This window comes from Streptomyces sp. NPDC093064 (assembly GCF_044754605.1).
GTDB lineage: Bacteria > Actinomycetota > Actinomycetes > Streptomycetales > Streptomycetaceae > Streptomyces.
The window spans coordinates 149218-165541 of record NZ_JBIVPK010000003.1 but is presented as its reverse complement, the minus strand read 5'-3'; the positions used below and the strand labels follow the sequence as shown (position 1 = coordinate 165541).

Genomic DNA, 16324 nt, shown 5'->3' with positions numbered 1-16324 from the left:
TCTCGCCATCGTCATCGTGCGCCGCCAGGGACTCGAACCCCGGACCCGCTGATTAAGAGTCAGCTGCTCTAACCAACTGAGCTAGCGGCGCCTGCTGACGTCGTAGACCTTAGCATCCTGGTCGCTGGGAGGAAAAATCGATATCCGCACCGCCGTGCGGGCCGCCCGCACGGCCGCCCAGAGCATGATCTCCGGGCCCGGCAGCCAGGGACGGCGGGTGTCCGGGGCGACGAGCCAGCGGGAGGCCGGCCGTGCGAGGAGGGTGTCGTCGGACAGGGCCGGGAGGGTCACCGCGTCGCCGTTGCCGTGGCACAGCAGGGGCGGAATGCCCTCCTTGCGGCCGGCCTCCCGGCCCCGGGACCCCCACTCCTCCCACTCCAGCAGCGAGGGCAGCCGGTGCGCGGTGCCCGGCGCGGCGAAGAGCAGCATCCGGCCCCGGTGGACGGCCACCGGGCCCGACCCCGGGCCCTCGTCCCACAGCCGGTCCAGCATCCGGCGGCCGAAGATCGCGGGCACGTTCACCATGTCGAAGACGGTGCCGCAGGGCAGTACGAGCGGTGCGTCCGGCCGCTCCCGCCAGAGAGCGAGCGTGCTGCGGGGATTTGCGCCCGCCGAGGCCAGCCAGCTGGCGCCGTCCGCGGTGACGCCCGAGGCGCCGGAGCGGTGGCCTGCCCACTGGTCGAGGTGGTCGGCGAAGGGGTCGTTCCCTGTGCGGCTCATGGCGGATATATCTACTCGCTGTGAAGGGACGATTCCACAGGGTTGTGGGAAACCGGGACACGGAAGGGCGGGTCGGAGTATCTTGCGCGCTCGGCATATGCCAGAGCCGGGGGAAGCGCGAGGCGCGGGGGGTCAGACGGGGTCGGCCGGGTTGGCGTGCACGCCGCCCTCGGCTCCGCTCAGCAGATCCCGCCCGAACTCCACCATCTTCTTGGCGTAGTCCTCGGTCCAGTCGGCCCGCTCGGCGATGGCCGCCGGGGTCAGCCGGTCGAACCGCCGCGGATCGGCGAGCTGCGCCGCCGCGATCGCCTGGAACTCCACCGCCCGGTCGGCCGCCGCGCGGAACGCGAGCGTCAGCTCCGTCGCCCGCGCGAGCAGCGCCCGCGGATCGTCGATCGACTCCAGGTCGAAGAAGTGCTCGGGATCGGCGGCCGCCTCGGCCGGCTCGAAGAGCAGGGGCGCGGGGCGTAGCCGCGGTTCGTCACGACGCGGCGTTGGCTCCGCCATGTCTCGACCTCCTCGTACGGTTCGGATGACACCGCCCTGTGAAAGGGCCACCCTCCATTGTCTCCCGCGAACGCAAGGGGGCGGGGGCGGCCCGCCCCGGCCCACCCGTCAACTCGTCAGCACCGCCAGGCCACCCGGGTTGCCGTGCCTGGAACGCCGGTCACGGTCGCCAGGCCACTCGGTGTTCGCGCAGGTGGGCCAGCACGGTGTGGTTCGCCTCCCAGCCATCCGGGCTGTGTTCGTCTGCCGCCTCCGGTGGCGTGTCGGACTCCGTCCGGCGGAAGGCCGTGTGCCGGTCACGGTCGCCAGGCCACGCGGTGTTCGCGCAGGTGGGCCAGTACCGCGTGGTTCGCCTCCCAGCCATCCGGGAACTTCACCGTGACGCCCAGCTGGACCGGCTCCGTCGACGGGTGGTCGTCCAGGAGGTCGGTCACCCCCGCGCGGCAGACCACGACGCAGGCGTGCCGGTGGCGGGAGGCGAGGACGCACAGGCGGCCGGTCTCCAGGTGGAACGCGGTGGCGTCGGGGCGCCCGGAGAGCGGGTGCAGGACGACCGTGACGTCGAACTCACGACCCTGGAGGCGGTTCGCCGTGTCCACGGTGACATCCGTCACCCCCAGCTCCGCCAGCGCCGCGCGCACGACGGCCGCCTGGTCGCGGTGCGCCGTACCGACGGCGATCCGGTCGGCGGTCAGCGGCGCCGGGTCCGGCGACCGCTCCGAGACGGCCGCACCACCCCGCTCCAGCAGCCGCCGTACGACCGCCGCCACCGCCCGCACCGCCTCCGGATCGGTGCGCGGAGTGTGCCGCGCGGGCAGCTCCAGCAGGCCCCAGCCGGACTCGGCGGCCTCGTCGAGCACCCGGTCGGGGCCGGAGCCGTCCGAGGGGACCGCGAACGTCAGCCGCCGGTCCCCGGCCGACGTGCCGCTGCGGAACGGCGTGTACGGGTAGAACGCGTCGGAGACCAGCGGCGCCGCCGACGCCGGAAGCCGCCAGGACACCGGCAACCGGTGCTGGGGAAGCTGCGGGTTGTGAGCCAGCAGCGTCGTCACCGCGGACGCCGACGGGTCGTAGGACAGGCCCGCCCACTGCTCGCTGCCGACGATCGCGAACGGGTCCAGCTGACCCGGATCGCCCACGAACAACGCCCGCTCGAACAGCCCGGCCACCGCGAGCAGGGCGTCCGAGCGCATCTGGTACGCCTCGTCGACGATCGCGTGCCGCCACGGCTCGTCGACCTTCACATGCGCCCACTTCGCGGCGGTCGACAGGACCACGTCGAGTCCGGCGAGGTCGGCCGCCTTCGCCGACTTCCGTACGTTCGGCAGGTCGTCGAGCGTCTTGTCGTACGGGTCTGCGTCACTGCTGTGCAGCCGGCCCACGGGCAGTTCGGGGTTCTTCTCCGCCAGCCGCAGCACCAGGTCGTCGACCTGGGCGTTGGTCTGCGCGACCACCATCAGCGGCCGTCCGGCGGCGGCCAGCTCCAGCGCCGCGCGCACGACCAGCGTCGACTTCCCCGCGCCGGGCGGGGAGTCGACGACGACCCCGCGGTGCGAGCCGTGCAGGGTGTCGCGGAGGATCGCGTCGGTCGCGCGGGCGGCCGACGCCCCGGGGTCGAAGGGCGCCCGGAGGCCGCCGGGGCCGATCGCGGGGTCCTGGGCGGGGGCGGTCACAGCAGATCCTCCTCGGTCACCGGGTCCGGGGCCTCCGGTGTGCTCTCCTCGCCCGGCGGGCCGCCGTGTGTCCATGGGGTCTGCTCCGGGTCGGGCAGCTTCGCACCGCCGCGCTGCTCGTGCTCGAAGAGCGTGAAGCACATGCGGTCGCCCTTCTCCGGCACGGAACCGGGCGCGGGTTCCTTGCCGCGGCCCATCCTGTCCAGGATCCGCAGGACGACGAGCGTCCCCTCGGCGGTGTCCTCCTCGCAGGCGACGAACTCGGCCGACTGCGGCTTGCCGTCCAGCGACCGGTACGCCCTGGCCCGCTCGCCCAGGTGCGGCCGGTCGTCGGTGCGCAGGGTGACCAGCGGGCGCGGACTGGGCCGCTTGCCCTCGCTGTAGGCCGGGACGACGTCCGTGACCTCGCCCGCGAACGCCTCTCCGGCCAGCCGCCGCCCTGCCATGACCAGCGGGTCGTCCAGCGCCTCCTGGGCCTCCAGACGGGCCTGCTCCCGTTCGCGCGTGGCCAGCTTGTTGGCCGCGGTGACCGCGTCGTCGCGGCGCGGCTGCGGCGGTTCACCGGCCTGCACCCGGTCGCGGTGGCCGGTGAACGACCAGCGGTCGCGCGTCCAGCGCTCCTCGACGTGCGCGCCCTCGGGCAGCGCCCGCAGCAGGTCCAGGCCGCGCCAGACGTTGTCCCAGGTGGGGCGGGCGCACTTCTCGACCAGGTCGCGGATCCCCTGCTCGGCCGCGGTGACGGCGCCCAGCCGCTCGTCGGCCTCCAGGCCGTCCTCGGCGGCGGCGAGCGCGGTACGCGCGCGGTCGTAGCGCTCGATCGCGGGCGCCAGCAGCCTGTTGTCGAAGGCCGGGTCGGTGGCGGGGCCCGCGGGCGGGCACTCCAGCTGGCCGTCGGTGGTGCGCGCCAGCTCGGCCCGCAGCGCGGCCTCGGCGCCCGATGTGCCGTCCGGCGGGGCGATCCACGCCAGCAGCGCCCCCAGGTGCTGGTCCTCCAGGCTGGACTGGCCGGTCGTCCAGTGCTGGGCCAGCAGGTCGGTCATCGCCGGCAGCAGCGAGGAGCCGGGCACCCGGGCCCGCTCCCCGAAGTGGGTCAGCCACCGCCCGAGCAACGGCACGTGCGGCGGCGCCGGGTGCGGCGTCTCCGGGTCCTGCTCGGCGGTGCGGCGGAAGCGCATGGAGCGTCCGAGGAGCCGTACGAAGTCGATGCCCGCGCGGCTCGGCACGATCAACTGCGGCGCGTCCGCGCACAGCTCCACCTCGACCTTGACCCGCTTGCCGCTCTCCGGGTCCGTCTCGTTGCGCTCGGCGGCCTCGACGGCGTCGGCGTAGGAGTCGATGTACGGCAGGACCACGTCGGCCAGTTCGGCGAGGAACGCGAACCGCAGGTCGCGGTCGCGCGGCTGCGGCACGGCCAGCAGCCGCGGCGCGTCACGGTCCGTGCCGACCAGCGCCCCGAGCGGGGCGCCCGCCTCACCGGCGGTGGTGAGCGGCACGAACACCAGCGGCCGCTCGGACACATGCCGGTGCCGGACGGTCGCGGCGGGCTGGGCCCGCCCGGTCCGCACCGCCTCCAGACGGCCCAGGGTGGCGATCAGCGACACGCCGCCTCCCGCCCGGCCGGCTCCAGGGCCTCGGCCCGCAGCGCGGCGGCCCGGCGCAGCGCCGCCACCGCCGGGTCGTCCGGGTCGCCCGCCTCGCCGTGGGCGGCCGCCAGCACGTCCTCGACCGTCGACAGCCCGCCCAGGTCGGCGCGGATCGAGCGGCCCAGCGCGGTCACCGCGCCCTGCGCGTGGGACCGCGTACGGCAGTGGAAGGCCAGCTCGCACGTGGCCAGGCACTCGGGCGCGTACGTCGCCGGCACCGCCTCCACCGCGGCCGTCAGCTCCTCCGAGGACAGCTCGGGGGAGAAGCACACGCCCTCGGGCAGGGCGTCGGCGATGTCCTCGACACGGGTCAGCCGGGTCAGCTGGCGGGCGGTCACCGCGCGCTGCTTGCGGACGTCGACGGCGGACGCGGTGGGCAGGTTGGAGAAGTCCTTGGGGCACACCAGGAGCACCCGGTGCCGAACGCGCGGGACGGGGTCGAGGCGTGCGGCGACGTCCTCCAGCGCCAGCACGTACACCGCCGACTGCCGGGCGGCCGCGCCCACCTTCGCCGGGTCGGCGGAGCCGTCCAGCATCGGGAAGGACTTGATCTCCACCACCGTCCAGCTGCCGTCCGGGTGCACCACCACCGCGTCCGGCTCCAGGTAGGCGGGCGAGCCCGCCACCTCCAGGGCGAGCATCGGATGATCGAGGAGCGTCCAGGCGCCCGCCTGCGTGGCCTCGCGCAGCGCCAGCGCCGTACGCGCCGTACGCCCCTCGGGGCCGACGGCGCTCAGGTCGGGCACCCGGCCCTCCGTCGGCGGTTCGGCGCCCGGGTCCAGCCTGGTGTGCGCAAGCCTCAGCAGCTCGGCGCCGCCGTCCGCCTTGACCCGCGCCTCGAACGCGTTGCCCCGCATGAAGGCGAACTGCGACTGCCCGAACGCGGCGGGCGCGCCCAGCGCTTCCGCGAGCGCGGCCTTGTCCACGCCGGCGCCGTCCAGGATCGCGCGCCGTCCGCAGCCGGGGTTCGCGGCCAGCGCGGCCAGGGCCCGGGCGTCTAGCGCGCGGGCCGGTACGCCGGGCCCGCGCAGCTCAGCGAGCCTTCCCCAAGCTCTCGACTTCGCTCGGGCGGGGGAGCCCCCAGGCTGGATCGCCGTCTCCCGCGTCCTCGGGGACGGCACCCGGTTCGGCTCCGGGACCGAACCGTGTTTCGCGCTGCCGTGGAATTCGCTCACCCGCCGAAGTCTGGCATCCGCCACTGACAATCGGGGAACCTGCGGCACCGGAGTCCCCTGTGACGGCGGTGACGCGGGACGTCAGCAGTGCCTTGGCGCGGTCCGCGCCCCGCATCACGAACGGCGCGAGCAGCATCCCGACGCCCATGACGGCCACGCCCGCGACCGCGTCCAGCAGGTAGTGGTTGGCGGTGCCCATCACGACCAGTGCGGTCAGCAGCGGATAGGCGACGCCCGCGACCTTCGCCGTGCGCGTGCCGCCGTGGCGCCACAGGATCACTCCGCACCACAGGGCCCAGCCCACGTGCAGGCTCGGCATGGCCGCGTACTGGTTGGTCATACCACCCAGGCCGCGCGGTGCGCTGGCCTCGCCGCCCCACCAGCCGTACGCGCTGTACTGGGCCATCGTGTCCACGAACCCGTGGTCCGGGGAGAGCAGGCGGGGCGGGCAGGTGGGCAGCAGGGTGAAGCCGATCAGTCCTATGAACGTGGACGTCATCAGCCAGGTGCGGGCCGCCCGGTAATGCGTGGCGCGCGCTCTGAACAGCCACACCAGGAGCACGGGGGTCACCAGGTAGTGCAGCGACGCGTACCAGAAGTCGGCGGGGACGCCCAGCCACGCCTCACGGGTGAACAGGCGGTTGAGGGGGTGCTCCGCGTTGAGGCGCAGCAGCTTCTCGACACGCAGGATCGCCAGGCCGTGGTCGACGGCCGTGGAGACATCGCCGCGGGCCAGCAGCCGGCCCGCCGAGTAGCAGCCGTACACCAGCAGGATCAACGGCAGCTCGGTCCACCAGCGCAGCCGGGTGCGCGGGGCCGTCTCGGTGCGCCGTGCCGGTGCCTCGGTCTGCGGCATCCGATGCCCTCCCCCTTCGTCGCTGCGCTGCCCGGCGGTGCCCGCACGGTCGTGCCACTTTACGGTGTTCGACCCGGCCACCTCGGGGTGCCCCCGGCCCTGATAGACGCGCGGACCGCCCCCCGGGTTGCCCTCCGGCAGAGTGCGCGATGATGGAGGGATTCCGTCCGAAGATCTGAGTTTTTCCGGAAGGTTCTCCATGGCACCGCGCATCCTGTTGGCCCGGCACGGACAGACCGAGTGGTCGCTGTCCGGCAGGCACACCGGCAGGACCGACGTTCCCCTCCTGGAGGAGGGCCGGCGCGGCGCCAAGCTGCTCGGGGAGCGTCTCCAGCGGGCGCCGTTCGACGGCCTGCCCGGGGTCGAGGTCCGCACCAGCCCGCTGGCACGCGCGCGTGAGACGTGCGAGCTCGCCGGGTTCGGCGACCGTGCCATGTGCTGGGACACGCTGATGGAGTGGGACTACGGCGCGTACGAGGGCCTGACGCCGCAGGAGATCCAGGCCGAGCGGCCCGGCTGGCTGATCTGGCGCGACGGCGTTCCGCGCGGGGAGACGCTCGCCGAGGTGACCTCCCGCGCCGACGAGGTGGTGGCCTGGGCGCGAGGCGAGGACCGTGACGTGCTGGTCTTCGCACACGGGCACATCCTGCGCTCGATCGGCGCGCGGTGGCTCGGCCTGCCACTCGACTTCGCGGCACACATCCGCCTCAACCCCACGTCGCTGTCGGTACTGGGCTGGGCGTACGGAGAGCCGGCCCTCGAACACTGGAACGACGTGGGCCACCTCTCGTGACCCGTGGCACCTCCTGCCGCCGGGGGCGGTAGGAGGTGCCACGGGGGCTCTCGCCCGAGGGCCGGGGGAGGCACTCACGGTGCGACTGGGAGCATCCATCCCCACGGCCCGGCAACCGCGCGCGGGGTTCTTGCCCGAAGGACTGTGGGAGCGACTGCGCGGTGCGGCTGGACGCATCCCCCCGCGGTGCGATGTTGGTCGCCCGGCTGACCCGGGGCGTGAGGCTCTCTTGCCCCGGAGGGTCGTGGGAGGGATCGCGCGGCGAGGCTGAATGCCCGCCCTCACGGGCGCGGTGCCGGGCGTCCGGCTGGTCCGTGGGGCGGGGCTTTCGCCCGAGGGGGGGCCGTGGGCGGCACCCCGCAGCGGTGTCTGGGCGAACCCGCCCCTCACGGCGCGTCACACCGGTCGAGGGGCGCTCGTGTGTCTCTCCAGGAAGACGGACACCCCCCTCGTCTGGCGGTGCGGCAGCAGTACCCGCGCCGTTCCCGCCAGCATCGTCTGGATGCGGGACGACTGGACCTGGTCCAGCAGGTCCAGGACCCGCATTCCGGCGGCGGCCGCCTCGTCCGGCCGACCCCCGCGCGCGAGGTCGTCGGACAGCTCGGCCGTGTAGAGCGCGATGTTCCGCGTGAAGTGGGGATCCTGGAGCTGCGCGGCACGCCGCGCGTGCCGGGCCGCCCGCGGCCAGTCGCCCAGCGTGGACCAGCACTGCGCCTCGAGCCCCGCCAGCTCGGCCTCGCCGTAGAAGCTCATCCACTCGGGGTCGGCGTCCGAGGCGCCCCGCTCGTACAGGGCCTGCGCCCGCGCGAGCGCCCGCTCGCAGCCGGCGCGGTCGGTGAGCCCGGCCCAGCCGCCCGCCTCGCGCAGCGCGAGCAGCGACATCAGCCGCGCCGAGCCCAGCCCGCGGCCGACGCGCTGCGCGGCCTGCGCGGCCCGCACCGCCTCGCGGGGCCGTCCCGCGTCCCGCGCGAGGAACGCCGTGTTGCAGAAGGCGTGCGCCTCCAGGGCCGGGTCCCCGGTCATGCGCGCGGTGGCCAGTGCCTCGGCGTAGTGCGAGCGCGCGTCGTCGAAACGCCCGGAGTCGTGGGCCAGCCAGCCCACCGAGATGGCCAGTTCACCGGCGCCCGAGTGCAGCCGCTCCGCGGTGGTCTGCCGGGTCGCGCCGGCGTCGAGCAGCGCGTAGGCGGCGCGCAGCGGAGCGGCCGCGCGGCGGTAGAGACCGTCCGCTCCGTGCCGGTCGTCGAGCAACCGGATCCGGCGGACGGCCTCTTCGACGGCCCCGGCGTCGCTCGTGCCGGCCCGGCGCGCGGGGCGATCCGCGGCCGAGGCGTCGAAGGCGGGTCCCAGGGGGCCCAGCGAGGCGGCGGCCACCGTGGCGCCCCCGCGGGTCATGAATGCGCGACGCAGCACGTCGCTCTCCTCGTGGTTCTCGTGGTCTTCGTGCGGGTGGTACGGGTGGTGCGGGTGGTACGGGTCGTGCAGGTCGTGCGGATCCGGTGCATCGGTGGAGTGGTACGGGTCGTACGCCTCCCGTTCCTCGTGCGGCGCGCGCGAGGCGCGTCCCCGAACGGCTGACCGGGGTGCGAACCCCAGGTCGGTCAGCGCGCGGCCGGGGAACATGTGCAAGAACACACGTTCGTAGGCGTAGTTGGGGCAACGGATCTCACCCGCCTCCACCCGACCGATGTAGCGCGCGTCACAGCTGACCCGCTCACCGATCTCGTGGGCGGCCCGCCGTACCGCCGCGGCGAACTCGGCCGGCGAGCGCTGTCCGCGCAGTTGCCGGAAGGCGAGATTCGGCCGTGGCGGGCGGGGGGACTGAGACGAGGTCACCGTCGACGACGTCATGGCCGGGCCCTCTCGTGCGAACCGTCGAACCATGCCGGACGCAGGGGAAGTTGCCCGAGTCATCTGGTCGGCGGGTGACCCGTCGCCCGAGTCGTCCCGGTCGTGCGGACGACGCCCTGTTTCCGGCGAGCAAGAAAGTACCTGCTGTGTCCGCCCGGACACGCTGCGTTTGGCTACAAACCGGATATCTCATCCGTGATCTGCCATGAAGTGCCACCCTTCTCGGCGGACTTCGCCCGTAGCCGTTGACGTCCTGCCGCGTTGAACCCCGTGGACCGGGAGCCGCCAGGCTCCCGACCCGCTCGTTCACGAGGAGGGATTTTCGTGATGGAGGTCGGGATGGAAACCCCGCGGAGTGTCGATCCCCGTACGCAGGCCCCGTGCGACGTGGTCACGGTGCCGGCCCGGCAGGGGCTGGAGGCGGTCGACATCCTGCGCCGCGGGCCGGGGGACGCGGTGGGGCCCGTACTGCACGACGACGGAGGCGACACGCTCGGCTTCGTGGTGCCGGCGGGCACGGCAGCGGCCTGGGACGTGCCCGGGAGCACCTGCACCGGGACCGACGGACGGGGCCTGAGGCTGGCCCCGGAGCCGCCGGTGGAGGGCTCGGACTGGCTGGTCCCGCCCGACGAGGCCGACCTCGCGACGGACCCCGCGGTGCTGCGGCGGGCGCTGGGGGAAGCGGCCCGGATGATCGAGGCCGCGGACAGCTGCTGCTGACTCCGGCGCCCCGCCCGCCGGAACGTTCGCCCACGGCTCCCGCCACCTGTGGGTGGCACCCCGCGCCGCTTGCGACAATGGGCGAATGGGAAGGTCCAGGAGCCCCCGCGGGCGAGGAGCCGTCGAAGCCGTCACCGAACAGGTCGACGGCGGGCTCGCGCAGCTCATACCCGACCGGGAGCGGGCACGGGGCTGGACCCTGCTGATCGACGGCGCCCCGCAGTCCTACGTCGACCTCGACGACCCGGCGTACCTCTCCTTCGAGTACCAGCGGCGGCTCGGGCACGTGATCGACCTCGCCGCACCCGCCGGCCGGCCCGTCCACGCCGTACACCTCGGCGGAGGGGCGTTCGCCCTCGCCCGGTACGTCGCCGCCACCCGGCCCCGTTCCACCCAGCAGGTGGTCGAACGCGACGCGGCCCTCGTCCAACTGGTACGCCGTGAGCTGCCGTTGGATTCCGGAGCCCGCCTTCGGGTGCGGTCGGTGGACGCCCGCGAAGGCCTCGCCAAAGTGCCGGACGGCTGGGCCGACCTGGTCATCGCGGACGTGTTCAGCGGTGCCCGCACGCCCGCCCACCTCACGTCGACGGAGTTCCTCGACGGGGTGCGCAGGGCGTTGAAGCCGGGCGGTGTCTACGCCGCCAACCTCGCCGACGGCCCGCCGCTGACCCATCTGCGCGGCCAGATCGCCACCGCCGCCGCCCGGTTCACCCAGCTCGCGCTGGTAGCCGACCCGACCGTGCTGCGCGGCCGGCGTTTCGGCAACGCCGTGCTGGTGGCTTCCGACCTCCCGCTGCCGGTTGCCGAACTGACCCGCAGGGCCGCCACCGACCCGCACCCGGGCCGTGTCGAACATGGCCGCGCCCTCACCGACTTCACCGGCGGGGCCGTACCGGTCACCGACGCCGCGGCGGTCGCCTCACCGGCCCCGCCGCCGTCCGCCTTCCGCTGAACCGGCCGGACCGGCGGAACCGGGCGTACTGGATGGGCCGAACGGGGCTTGTTCCTCTAGTAGCTGCCGATCTCCACGTGCGGCGGCCCGTCGTGCCAGGCGCAGATGACCGACACCCGGTCGGTGTCCGAGGTGAACTCCACGCGGATCCAGGTCTCCGTCTTCCACACCTGCATCGACCAGCCCGTGCCCGGAGTCGCGGAGACCAGGTTCGCCGAGACCTCGCCGAGGTCGAAGACCACCCGGCCGCCGTCGGTGTCGTAGCTCCTCACCTGGCCGGAGGCGGTGGGGGAGGGGGTGGGACTGCTCGCGGGGCGCGCCGGCCGGGAGGGACTCGGAGTCACCGTCCGCCCGCCGGACGGCTTGCTCGGACCGGCCGAGGGGCTCCTGGACGCGGCCGGCCGAGGGGTGGGGGTAGTGGCCGGTGCCGACTCCTGCCTGGTCGCCTCTACCGCGGTGATCGGCAGGGCGCGCGGCGGATCGTAGGCCGTGCCCGCCATCACCGTGTGGACGCCCCACCACGACAGGGTGGCCGCCGCGCCCGTGGCGAGCGACCACGCCAGCAGGTGTACGAGTCCTCTGAGCATCGCCGCCATCCTGCCGCACCCGTCCCCATGGTGTCGCAGGAACGCGATCGGGGTGAGGTTGTCCACAAGCGGCCGGGGCTCTGCCGGAGTTGTCCACAGGCCCCTGCCGGGTCCGCGCCCATCGCGTACGGTGCGGCGCATGGCAAGTGTTCTCGTGGTCGAGGACGACCCGTTCGTGCGCTCGGCGCTCATCCGGCACCTGACCGACGCCTCGCACACCGTGCGCAGCGTCGGTACGGCGCTGGAGGCGCTGCGCGAGGTCGCACACCTCCGCTTCGACGTGGTCGTGCTGGACCTCGGACTGCCCGACCTGGACGGCTCCGAGGCGCTGAAGATGCTGCGCGGCATCACCGACGTGCCCGTCATCATCGCCACCGCCCGGGACGACGAGGCGGAGATCGTCCGGCTGCTCAACGCCGGAGCGGACGACTACCTGACCAAGCCGTTCTCCGTCGAGCACCTGTCCGCGCGCATGGCCGCCGTACTGCGCCGCGCCCGCTCCGCCACCGGGGAGCACCCGCCGTCCCCCGTGCTCCGGGTCGGCGGCCTGACCGTCGACCCGCTGCGCCGCCAGGCCGAGTTGGACGGGATGCGGCTGGACCTGACCCGCCGTGAGTTCGACCTGCTCGCCTTCCTCGCCGGCCGGCCGGGAGTGGTCGTGGCGCGCAAGGAGCTGCTGGCCGAGGTGTGGCGGCAGACCTACGGCGACGACCAGACGATAGACGTCCATCTGTCCTGGCTGCGGCGGAAGTTGGGCGAGACGGCCGCCCGGCCTCGCTATCTGCACACCCTGCGGGGCGTCGGCGTGAAGCTGGAGCCGCCCGGATCGGAGCCGCCGCGATGAGATGGGCACTGGTCAAGGTCTGCCTCGCGGTCACCACGATGGTCGTGATCGCCTTCGCCGTCCCGCTCGCCCTGGTCATCAAGGAGATGGCCCGGGACCGCGCCTTCTCCAACGCCGAGCGCCAGGCCGCGGCAGTCGCCCCCGCCCTGTCCATCACCACCGAGCGCGAGCAGTTGGAGCGGGTCGTCGCCTCGGCCGGCTCGGACGCCGGGATTGCGGTGCACGTACCGGCCGTCGACGGCGCGGCGGCCGTCGAGATCGGCCGCGCCCGAGCCACCGGCGAGGACATCGCGACCGTGCGGGCAATGGGCCGCGCCTCCACCGCCGAGGTGCACGGCGGGTCCACGCTGCTCCAGCCGGTCGCGCTGAGCTCCGGCGCCATAGCCGTCGTCGAGGTCTACGTCCCCGAGTCCGAGGTCCGCAACGGCGTGGGCACGGCTTGGGCGGTGCTGGCCGGTGTGGGCGCGGCGCTCGTCGTCGGCTCGGTCGCCGTCGCCGACCGGCTCGGCGTGCGGATGGTGCGGCCCGCGCAGCGGCTCGTCGAGGGCGCGCACGAACTGGGCGAGGGCAGGCTGGGCGCCCGGGTGCCCGAGGAGGGGCCGACCGAACTGCGGCTCGCGGCGGTCGCGTTCAACTCCATGGCCGACCAGGTCGTCCAACTGCTGGCGAACGAGCGCGAACTGGCGGCCGACCTGTCCCACCGGCTGCGCACGCCGCTGACCGTGCTGCGGCTGAACGCGGCCTCGCTCGGAGCCGGACCCGCCGCCGAGCAGACCCGGACGGCGGTCGCCCAGCTGGAGCGCGAGGTCGACACGATCATCCGCACCGCCCGCGAGGCCAAGCCGCAGACGGCGGCCGCCGGTCCGGGCGCCGGGTGCGACGCGGCCGAAGTCGTGCGGGAGCGGATGGAGTTCTGGTCGGCGCTCGCCGAGGACGAGGGCCGCAAGTGGCGGGTGGCCGGGGTCGAGCGGCCGGTGCGCATACCCGTGGCCCGCGCCGACCTCGCGGCCGCGCTGGACGCCCTGCTCGGCAACGTCTTCCGGCACACCGCCGAGGGCACGGCGTTCGCGGTCGACGTGCACAACGGCGACGACGCGGTGATCGTGCTCGTCTCCGACGCCGGACCCGGCATACCCGACCCGGACGCGGCGATGCTGCGCGGGCGCGGATCGGGGAACGACGGCTCCACGGGGCTCGGCCTGGACATCGTGCGCCGGCTCGCGGAGTCCACCGGCGGGGACGTCCGCATCGGCTCCTCCGTGCTCGGCGGCACCGAGGTGCGGGTCTGGATCCAGCTCGACCCGCGCTCCCCGGTGCGCTCGGGCCACCGAGGAGCGGTGCGCCGCCGCCGGCCGGGCAGCTCCGCCGCGCGCCTCAGCCGCCCCCGGTTCCTTCCCTGAACACCTGCGTCGCGGGCGGGAAAGCGCCCCGGCCGGTTCACCCCCGATCCGGCCGGGGCGCGCTGGGGGCCGGACGGGCCGTCAGGCGGCGTCCGGCGGCGGCAGCTCCCCGGTGCGGGCCGCCTTGCCGTACCAGTGGGCGCTGGACTTCGGGGTCCGGGCGAGGGTGGTGTAGTCGACGTAGACCGCGCCGAATCGCTTGCTGTACCCGTAGGCCCACTCGAAGTTGTCCATCAGGGACCACAGGTAGTACCCGCGGACGTCCGCGCCGTCGGTGATGGCCCGGCGCGCCGCCGCCAGGTGGGAGTGCAGGTAGGCGATGCGCTCCGGGTCGTGCACGCGGCCGTCGGCGTCCACCTTGTCGTCGTAGGCGGCGCCGTTCTCGGTGACGTACAGCGCCACCCCCGGCGCCTCCCGGGAGTAGCGCATGATCAGCTCGTGCAGGCCGCTCGGGTCGATCGTCCAGCCCATCTCGGTGCGGTCGCCCGGCGTCTGGTGGAACGCCACGTCGTCCGCGCCGGGCCACGGCGAGTGCGCGCTGGCCCCGTGGCCGTCGGCCCGCGGGCCCTCCAGCGTCGTGTCCGCCGCCGACACCAGGGCCGGTGTGTAGTAGTTGAGGCCGAGCGCGTCCAGCGGCTGGTGGGCGGCGCGCAGATCGCCGTCCAGGACGTAGGACCAGTCCGTGATCGACGAGGTGGCCTCCAGCAGCGTGGCCGGGTACGCCCCGTGCAGCATCGGGCCGTGGAAGACCCCGTTGGCCAGGTCGTCGATCTTCCGGGCCGCCGCCAGGTCCGCCGGGTCCTGCGAGACGGTGCGGACCACCGAGGAGTTGAGGCTGACCGCGACCGAGTTGCGGGCCGGCATCACCGACCGCAGCGCCTGCGTGCCCAGGCCGTGCGCCAGGTTCAGGTGGTGGGCCGCGCGCAGCGTGGCCGCGGGCTCGGTGCGGCCCGGCGCGTGTACCCCGGAGCCGTAGCCCAGGAAGGCGGTGCACCACGGCTCGTTGAGGGTGATCCACTGCTCCACCCGGTCGCCGAGCGCCTCACCGACGATCTGCGCGTACTCCGCGAAGCGCAGGGCGGTCTCGCGCTCCGGCCAGCCGCCCGCGTCCTCCAGTTCCTGCGGCAGGTCCCAGTGGTAGAGGGTGACCGCCGGCTTGATCCCGCGCGCCAGCAGCTCGTCCACGAGACGGCGGTAGAAGTCCAGGCCCACCTGGACGGCGGGGCCGCGGCCGGTCGGCTGCACGCGCGGCCAGGAGACAGAGAAGCGGTAGGCGTTCAGGCCCAGGTCCGCCATCATGGCCACGTCATCGCGGTAGCGGTGGTAGTGGTCGACAGCGATGTCACCGGTTTCGCCACCGGCGGTCTTGCCCGGGGTATGGCTGAAGGTGTCCCAGATCGAGGGCGTACGGCCGTCCTCCCGCACCGCCCCCTCGATCTGGTACGCGGAGGTCGCGGCGCCCCAGAGGAAGGCGGGCGGAAAGGTCACCGGGGTCACCGGCTGTGCGGACTCAGGCATGGAAGCGCTCCCATAGATGGTCGTGAAAGACCGACGGTTCGAAAGGGGAGGGTGGACAGGGATCGACGTGGACAGAGGGACAAGGGGCCGGGACCACGGTGACCCGGCCCCCGGAAAGGCGGGGGTGTGCGCGGCGGCCGGGCCGCCGCGCGTGCGAGGACGGGCCGCGGGCGTCAGCCCTTGACCGCGCCCTGCATGATGCCGCCCACGATCTGCTTGCCGAAGATCGCGAAGACCAGCAGCAGCGGCAGCGTGCCGAGCAGCGCGCCCGCCATGATCAGGGACTGGTCGGGGGTGTAGCCGCGGCCCAGGCCCGCGAGGGCGACCTGCACGGTCGGGTTGCCGGTCTGGGTCAGCACCAGGAAGGGCCACAGGAAGTCGTTCCAGGTCTGCACGAACATCAGCATCCCCAGCACGGCCATCGCAGGACGCGCCGCAGGGAACACCACGTGCCACACCACGCGCCAGCTGCTCGCGCCGTCCACGCGGGCGGCCTCGATGATCTCGTCCGGCAGTGCCTGAAGCAGGTACTGCCGCATGAAGAACACACCGAATGCACTGACCAGCGACGGCAGGATCACCGCCTGCAACTGGTCGGTCCAGTCCAGCTTGGCCACCATCATGTACAGCGGGATGATGCTGAGCTGCGGCGGCACCATCATCGTGCCGATCACGATCAGCATCAGCGCGCCCCGGCCCCGGAAGCGCAGTTTGGCGAAGGCGAAGCCGGCGATCGTCGACAGGAACACGACCGTCGCCGCGGAGATACCCGCCACGATCGTGGTGTTGACGAAGGCCTTGCCCAGATTGGCGTCCGTCCAGGCGACCTGGAGGTTGTGCATCAGGTTCGAGCCGAACCAGAAGGGCGGCGGGGTCTGCGCCAGCCGGTTGTTGTTCCGGGACGCGGCGATCGCCGTCCACACCAGCGGGAACAGCGATCCGATGGTGAACAGGGCCAGGATCACGTACGCGATCGGGCCGGCGTGCAGTTGTCCGCCCGCGCGGGCGGCCTTGGGCCGGCGCGTCCGGCGGGGCCCGGCGGTCGGCGTCTCGGGTTCGGTCAGGGTCGTCGTCGTCACGGCCGGTAC

At 73.9% G+C, this 16324-nt stretch carries 15 protein-coding genes and 1 tRNA gene; 5 read left to right on the top strand and 11 right to left on the bottom strand.

Translation table 11 applies throughout. The features are described 5' to 3' along the window. Nucleotides 1-17: 17 nt before the first annotated feature. The 7 genes from ACIQFZ_RS05490 to ACIQFZ_RS05460 form a co-directional block, all read right to left on the bottom strand. Nucleotides 18-91: transfer RNA gene (locus ACIQFZ_RS05490), tRNA-Lys, on the bottom strand. Further along, the gene (locus tag ACIQFZ_RS05485) at nt 82-720 is read right to left on the bottom strand and encodes a bifunctional DNA primase/polymerase (protein ID WP_402690669.1); all 639 of its coding nucleotides are present in this window, start codon (nt 718-720) and stop codon (nt 82-84) included. The genes ACIQFZ_RS05490 and ACIQFZ_RS05485 overlap by 10 nt, the downstream gene beginning before the upstream one ends. A gap of 132 nt (nt 721-852) precedes the next feature. Further along, nucleotides 853-1227, bottom strand: coding sequence for a hypothetical protein (locus ACIQFZ_RS05480; protein ID WP_365425239.1), 375 nt, complete (start codon nt 1225-1227; stop codon nt 853-855). Nucleotides 1228-1523: 296 nt separating this feature from the next. Then, a complete protein-coding gene (locus ACIQFZ_RS05475) occupies nt 1524-2873 on the bottom strand; it encodes an AAA domain-containing protein (protein WP_365773873.1) in 1350 nt (449 codons plus the stop codon). 23 nt (nt 2874-2896) lie between these two features. Beyond that, entirely contained in the window at nt 2897-4501 is a 1605-nt protein-coding gene (locus tag ACIQFZ_RS05470; RefSeq protein WP_402690668.1) for a hypothetical protein, read from the bottom strand. Beyond that, nucleotides 4492-5664: a hypothetical protein gene (locus ACIQFZ_RS05465; protein WP_376650860.1), complete on the bottom strand. Its 1173-nt coding sequence runs from the start codon at nt 5662-5664 to the stop codon at nt 4492-4494. The genes ACIQFZ_RS05470 and ACIQFZ_RS05465 overlap by 10 nt, the downstream gene beginning before the upstream one ends. Continuing rightward, nucleotides 5576-6574, bottom strand: a complete 999-nt coding sequence (locus ACIQFZ_RS05460; RefSeq protein ID WP_365435229.1) for a phosphatase PAP2 family protein — start codon at nt 6572-6574, stop codon at nt 5576-5578. The genes ACIQFZ_RS05465 and ACIQFZ_RS05460 overlap by 89 nt, the downstream gene beginning before the upstream one ends. Before the next feature lie 199 nt (nt 6575-6773). Between ACIQFZ_RS05460 and ACIQFZ_RS05455 the strand changes: the two genes are divergently transcribed. After that, nucleotides 6774-7367 carry a histidine phosphatase family protein gene (locus ACIQFZ_RS05455; protein WP_365435232.1) on the top strand — a complete coding sequence of 198 codons (594 nt, stop codon included), beginning with the start codon at nt 6774-6776 and terminating at the stop codon, nt 7365-7367. A gap of 396 nt (nt 7368-7763) precedes the next feature. On the opposite strand, the gene ACIQFZ_RS05450 is transcribed toward ACIQFZ_RS05455, so the two are convergent. Next, nucleotides 7764-9215 carry a hypothetical protein gene (locus ACIQFZ_RS05450; protein WP_402690667.1) on the bottom strand — a complete coding sequence of 484 codons (1452 nt, stop codon included), beginning with the start codon at nt 9213-9215 and terminating at the stop codon, nt 7764-7766. Nucleotides 9216-9554: 339 nt separating this feature from the next. On the opposite strand from ACIQFZ_RS05450, the gene ACIQFZ_RS05445 reads away from it, so the two are divergent. Both ACIQFZ_RS05445 and ACIQFZ_RS05440 read left to right on the top strand, forming a co-directional pair. Next, nucleotides 9555-9935 carry a hypothetical protein gene (locus tag ACIQFZ_RS05445; protein WP_365427362.1) on the top strand — a complete coding sequence of 127 codons (381 nt, stop codon included), beginning with the start codon at nt 9555-9557 and terminating at the stop codon, nt 9933-9935. Nucleotides 9936-10020: 85 nt separating this feature from the next. Continuing rightward, the gene (locus tag ACIQFZ_RS05440; protein ID WP_383055630.1) at nt 10021-10887 is read left to right on the top strand and encodes a spermidine synthase; all 867 of its coding nucleotides are present in this window, start codon (nt 10021-10023) and stop codon (nt 10885-10887) included. A 56-nt stretch (nt 10888-10943) separates the two neighbouring features. Here ACIQFZ_RS05440 and ACIQFZ_RS05435 read toward each other — a convergent pair whose 3' ends face one another. Beyond that, nucleotides 10944-11474: a hypothetical protein gene (locus tag ACIQFZ_RS05435; RefSeq protein WP_365773751.1), complete on the bottom strand. Its 531-nt coding sequence runs from the start codon at nt 11472-11474 to the stop codon at nt 10944-10946. Nucleotides 11475-11613: 139 nt separating this feature from the next. On the opposite strand from ACIQFZ_RS05435, the gene ACIQFZ_RS05430 reads away from it, so the two are divergent. After that, nucleotides 11614-12318 (top strand): response regulator transcription factor, encoded by a 705-nt coding sequence (locus ACIQFZ_RS05430; RefSeq protein WP_402690666.1) that lies wholly within the window; start codon nt 11614-11616, stop codon nt 12316-12318. Next, nucleotides 12315-13718 (top strand): HAMP domain-containing sensor histidine kinase, encoded by a 1404-nt coding sequence (locus ACIQFZ_RS05425; protein ID WP_365427373.1) that lies wholly within the window; start codon nt 12315-12317, stop codon nt 13716-13718. Before ACIQFZ_RS05430 ends, ACIQFZ_RS05425 begins: the two co-directional genes overlap by 4 nt. Nucleotides 13719-13799: 81 nt before the next feature. Here the strand turns inward: ACIQFZ_RS05425 and ACIQFZ_RS05420 are convergent, their stop codons facing one another. Together ACIQFZ_RS05420 and ACIQFZ_RS05415 are read right to left on the bottom strand one after the other, a co-directional pair. Then, nucleotides 13800-15236: a GH1 family beta-glucosidase gene (locus tag ACIQFZ_RS05420; protein ID WP_402690665.1), complete on the bottom strand. Its 1437-nt coding sequence runs from the start codon at nt 15234-15236 to the stop codon at nt 13800-13802. Between the two features lie 173 nt (nt 15237-15409). Next, the gene (locus ACIQFZ_RS05415) at nt 15410-16315 is read right to left on the bottom strand and encodes a carbohydrate ABC transporter permease (RefSeq protein ID WP_365427377.1); all 906 of its coding nucleotides are present in this window, start codon (nt 16313-16315) and stop codon (nt 15410-15412) included. Nucleotides 16316-16324 lie beyond the last annotated feature (9 nt).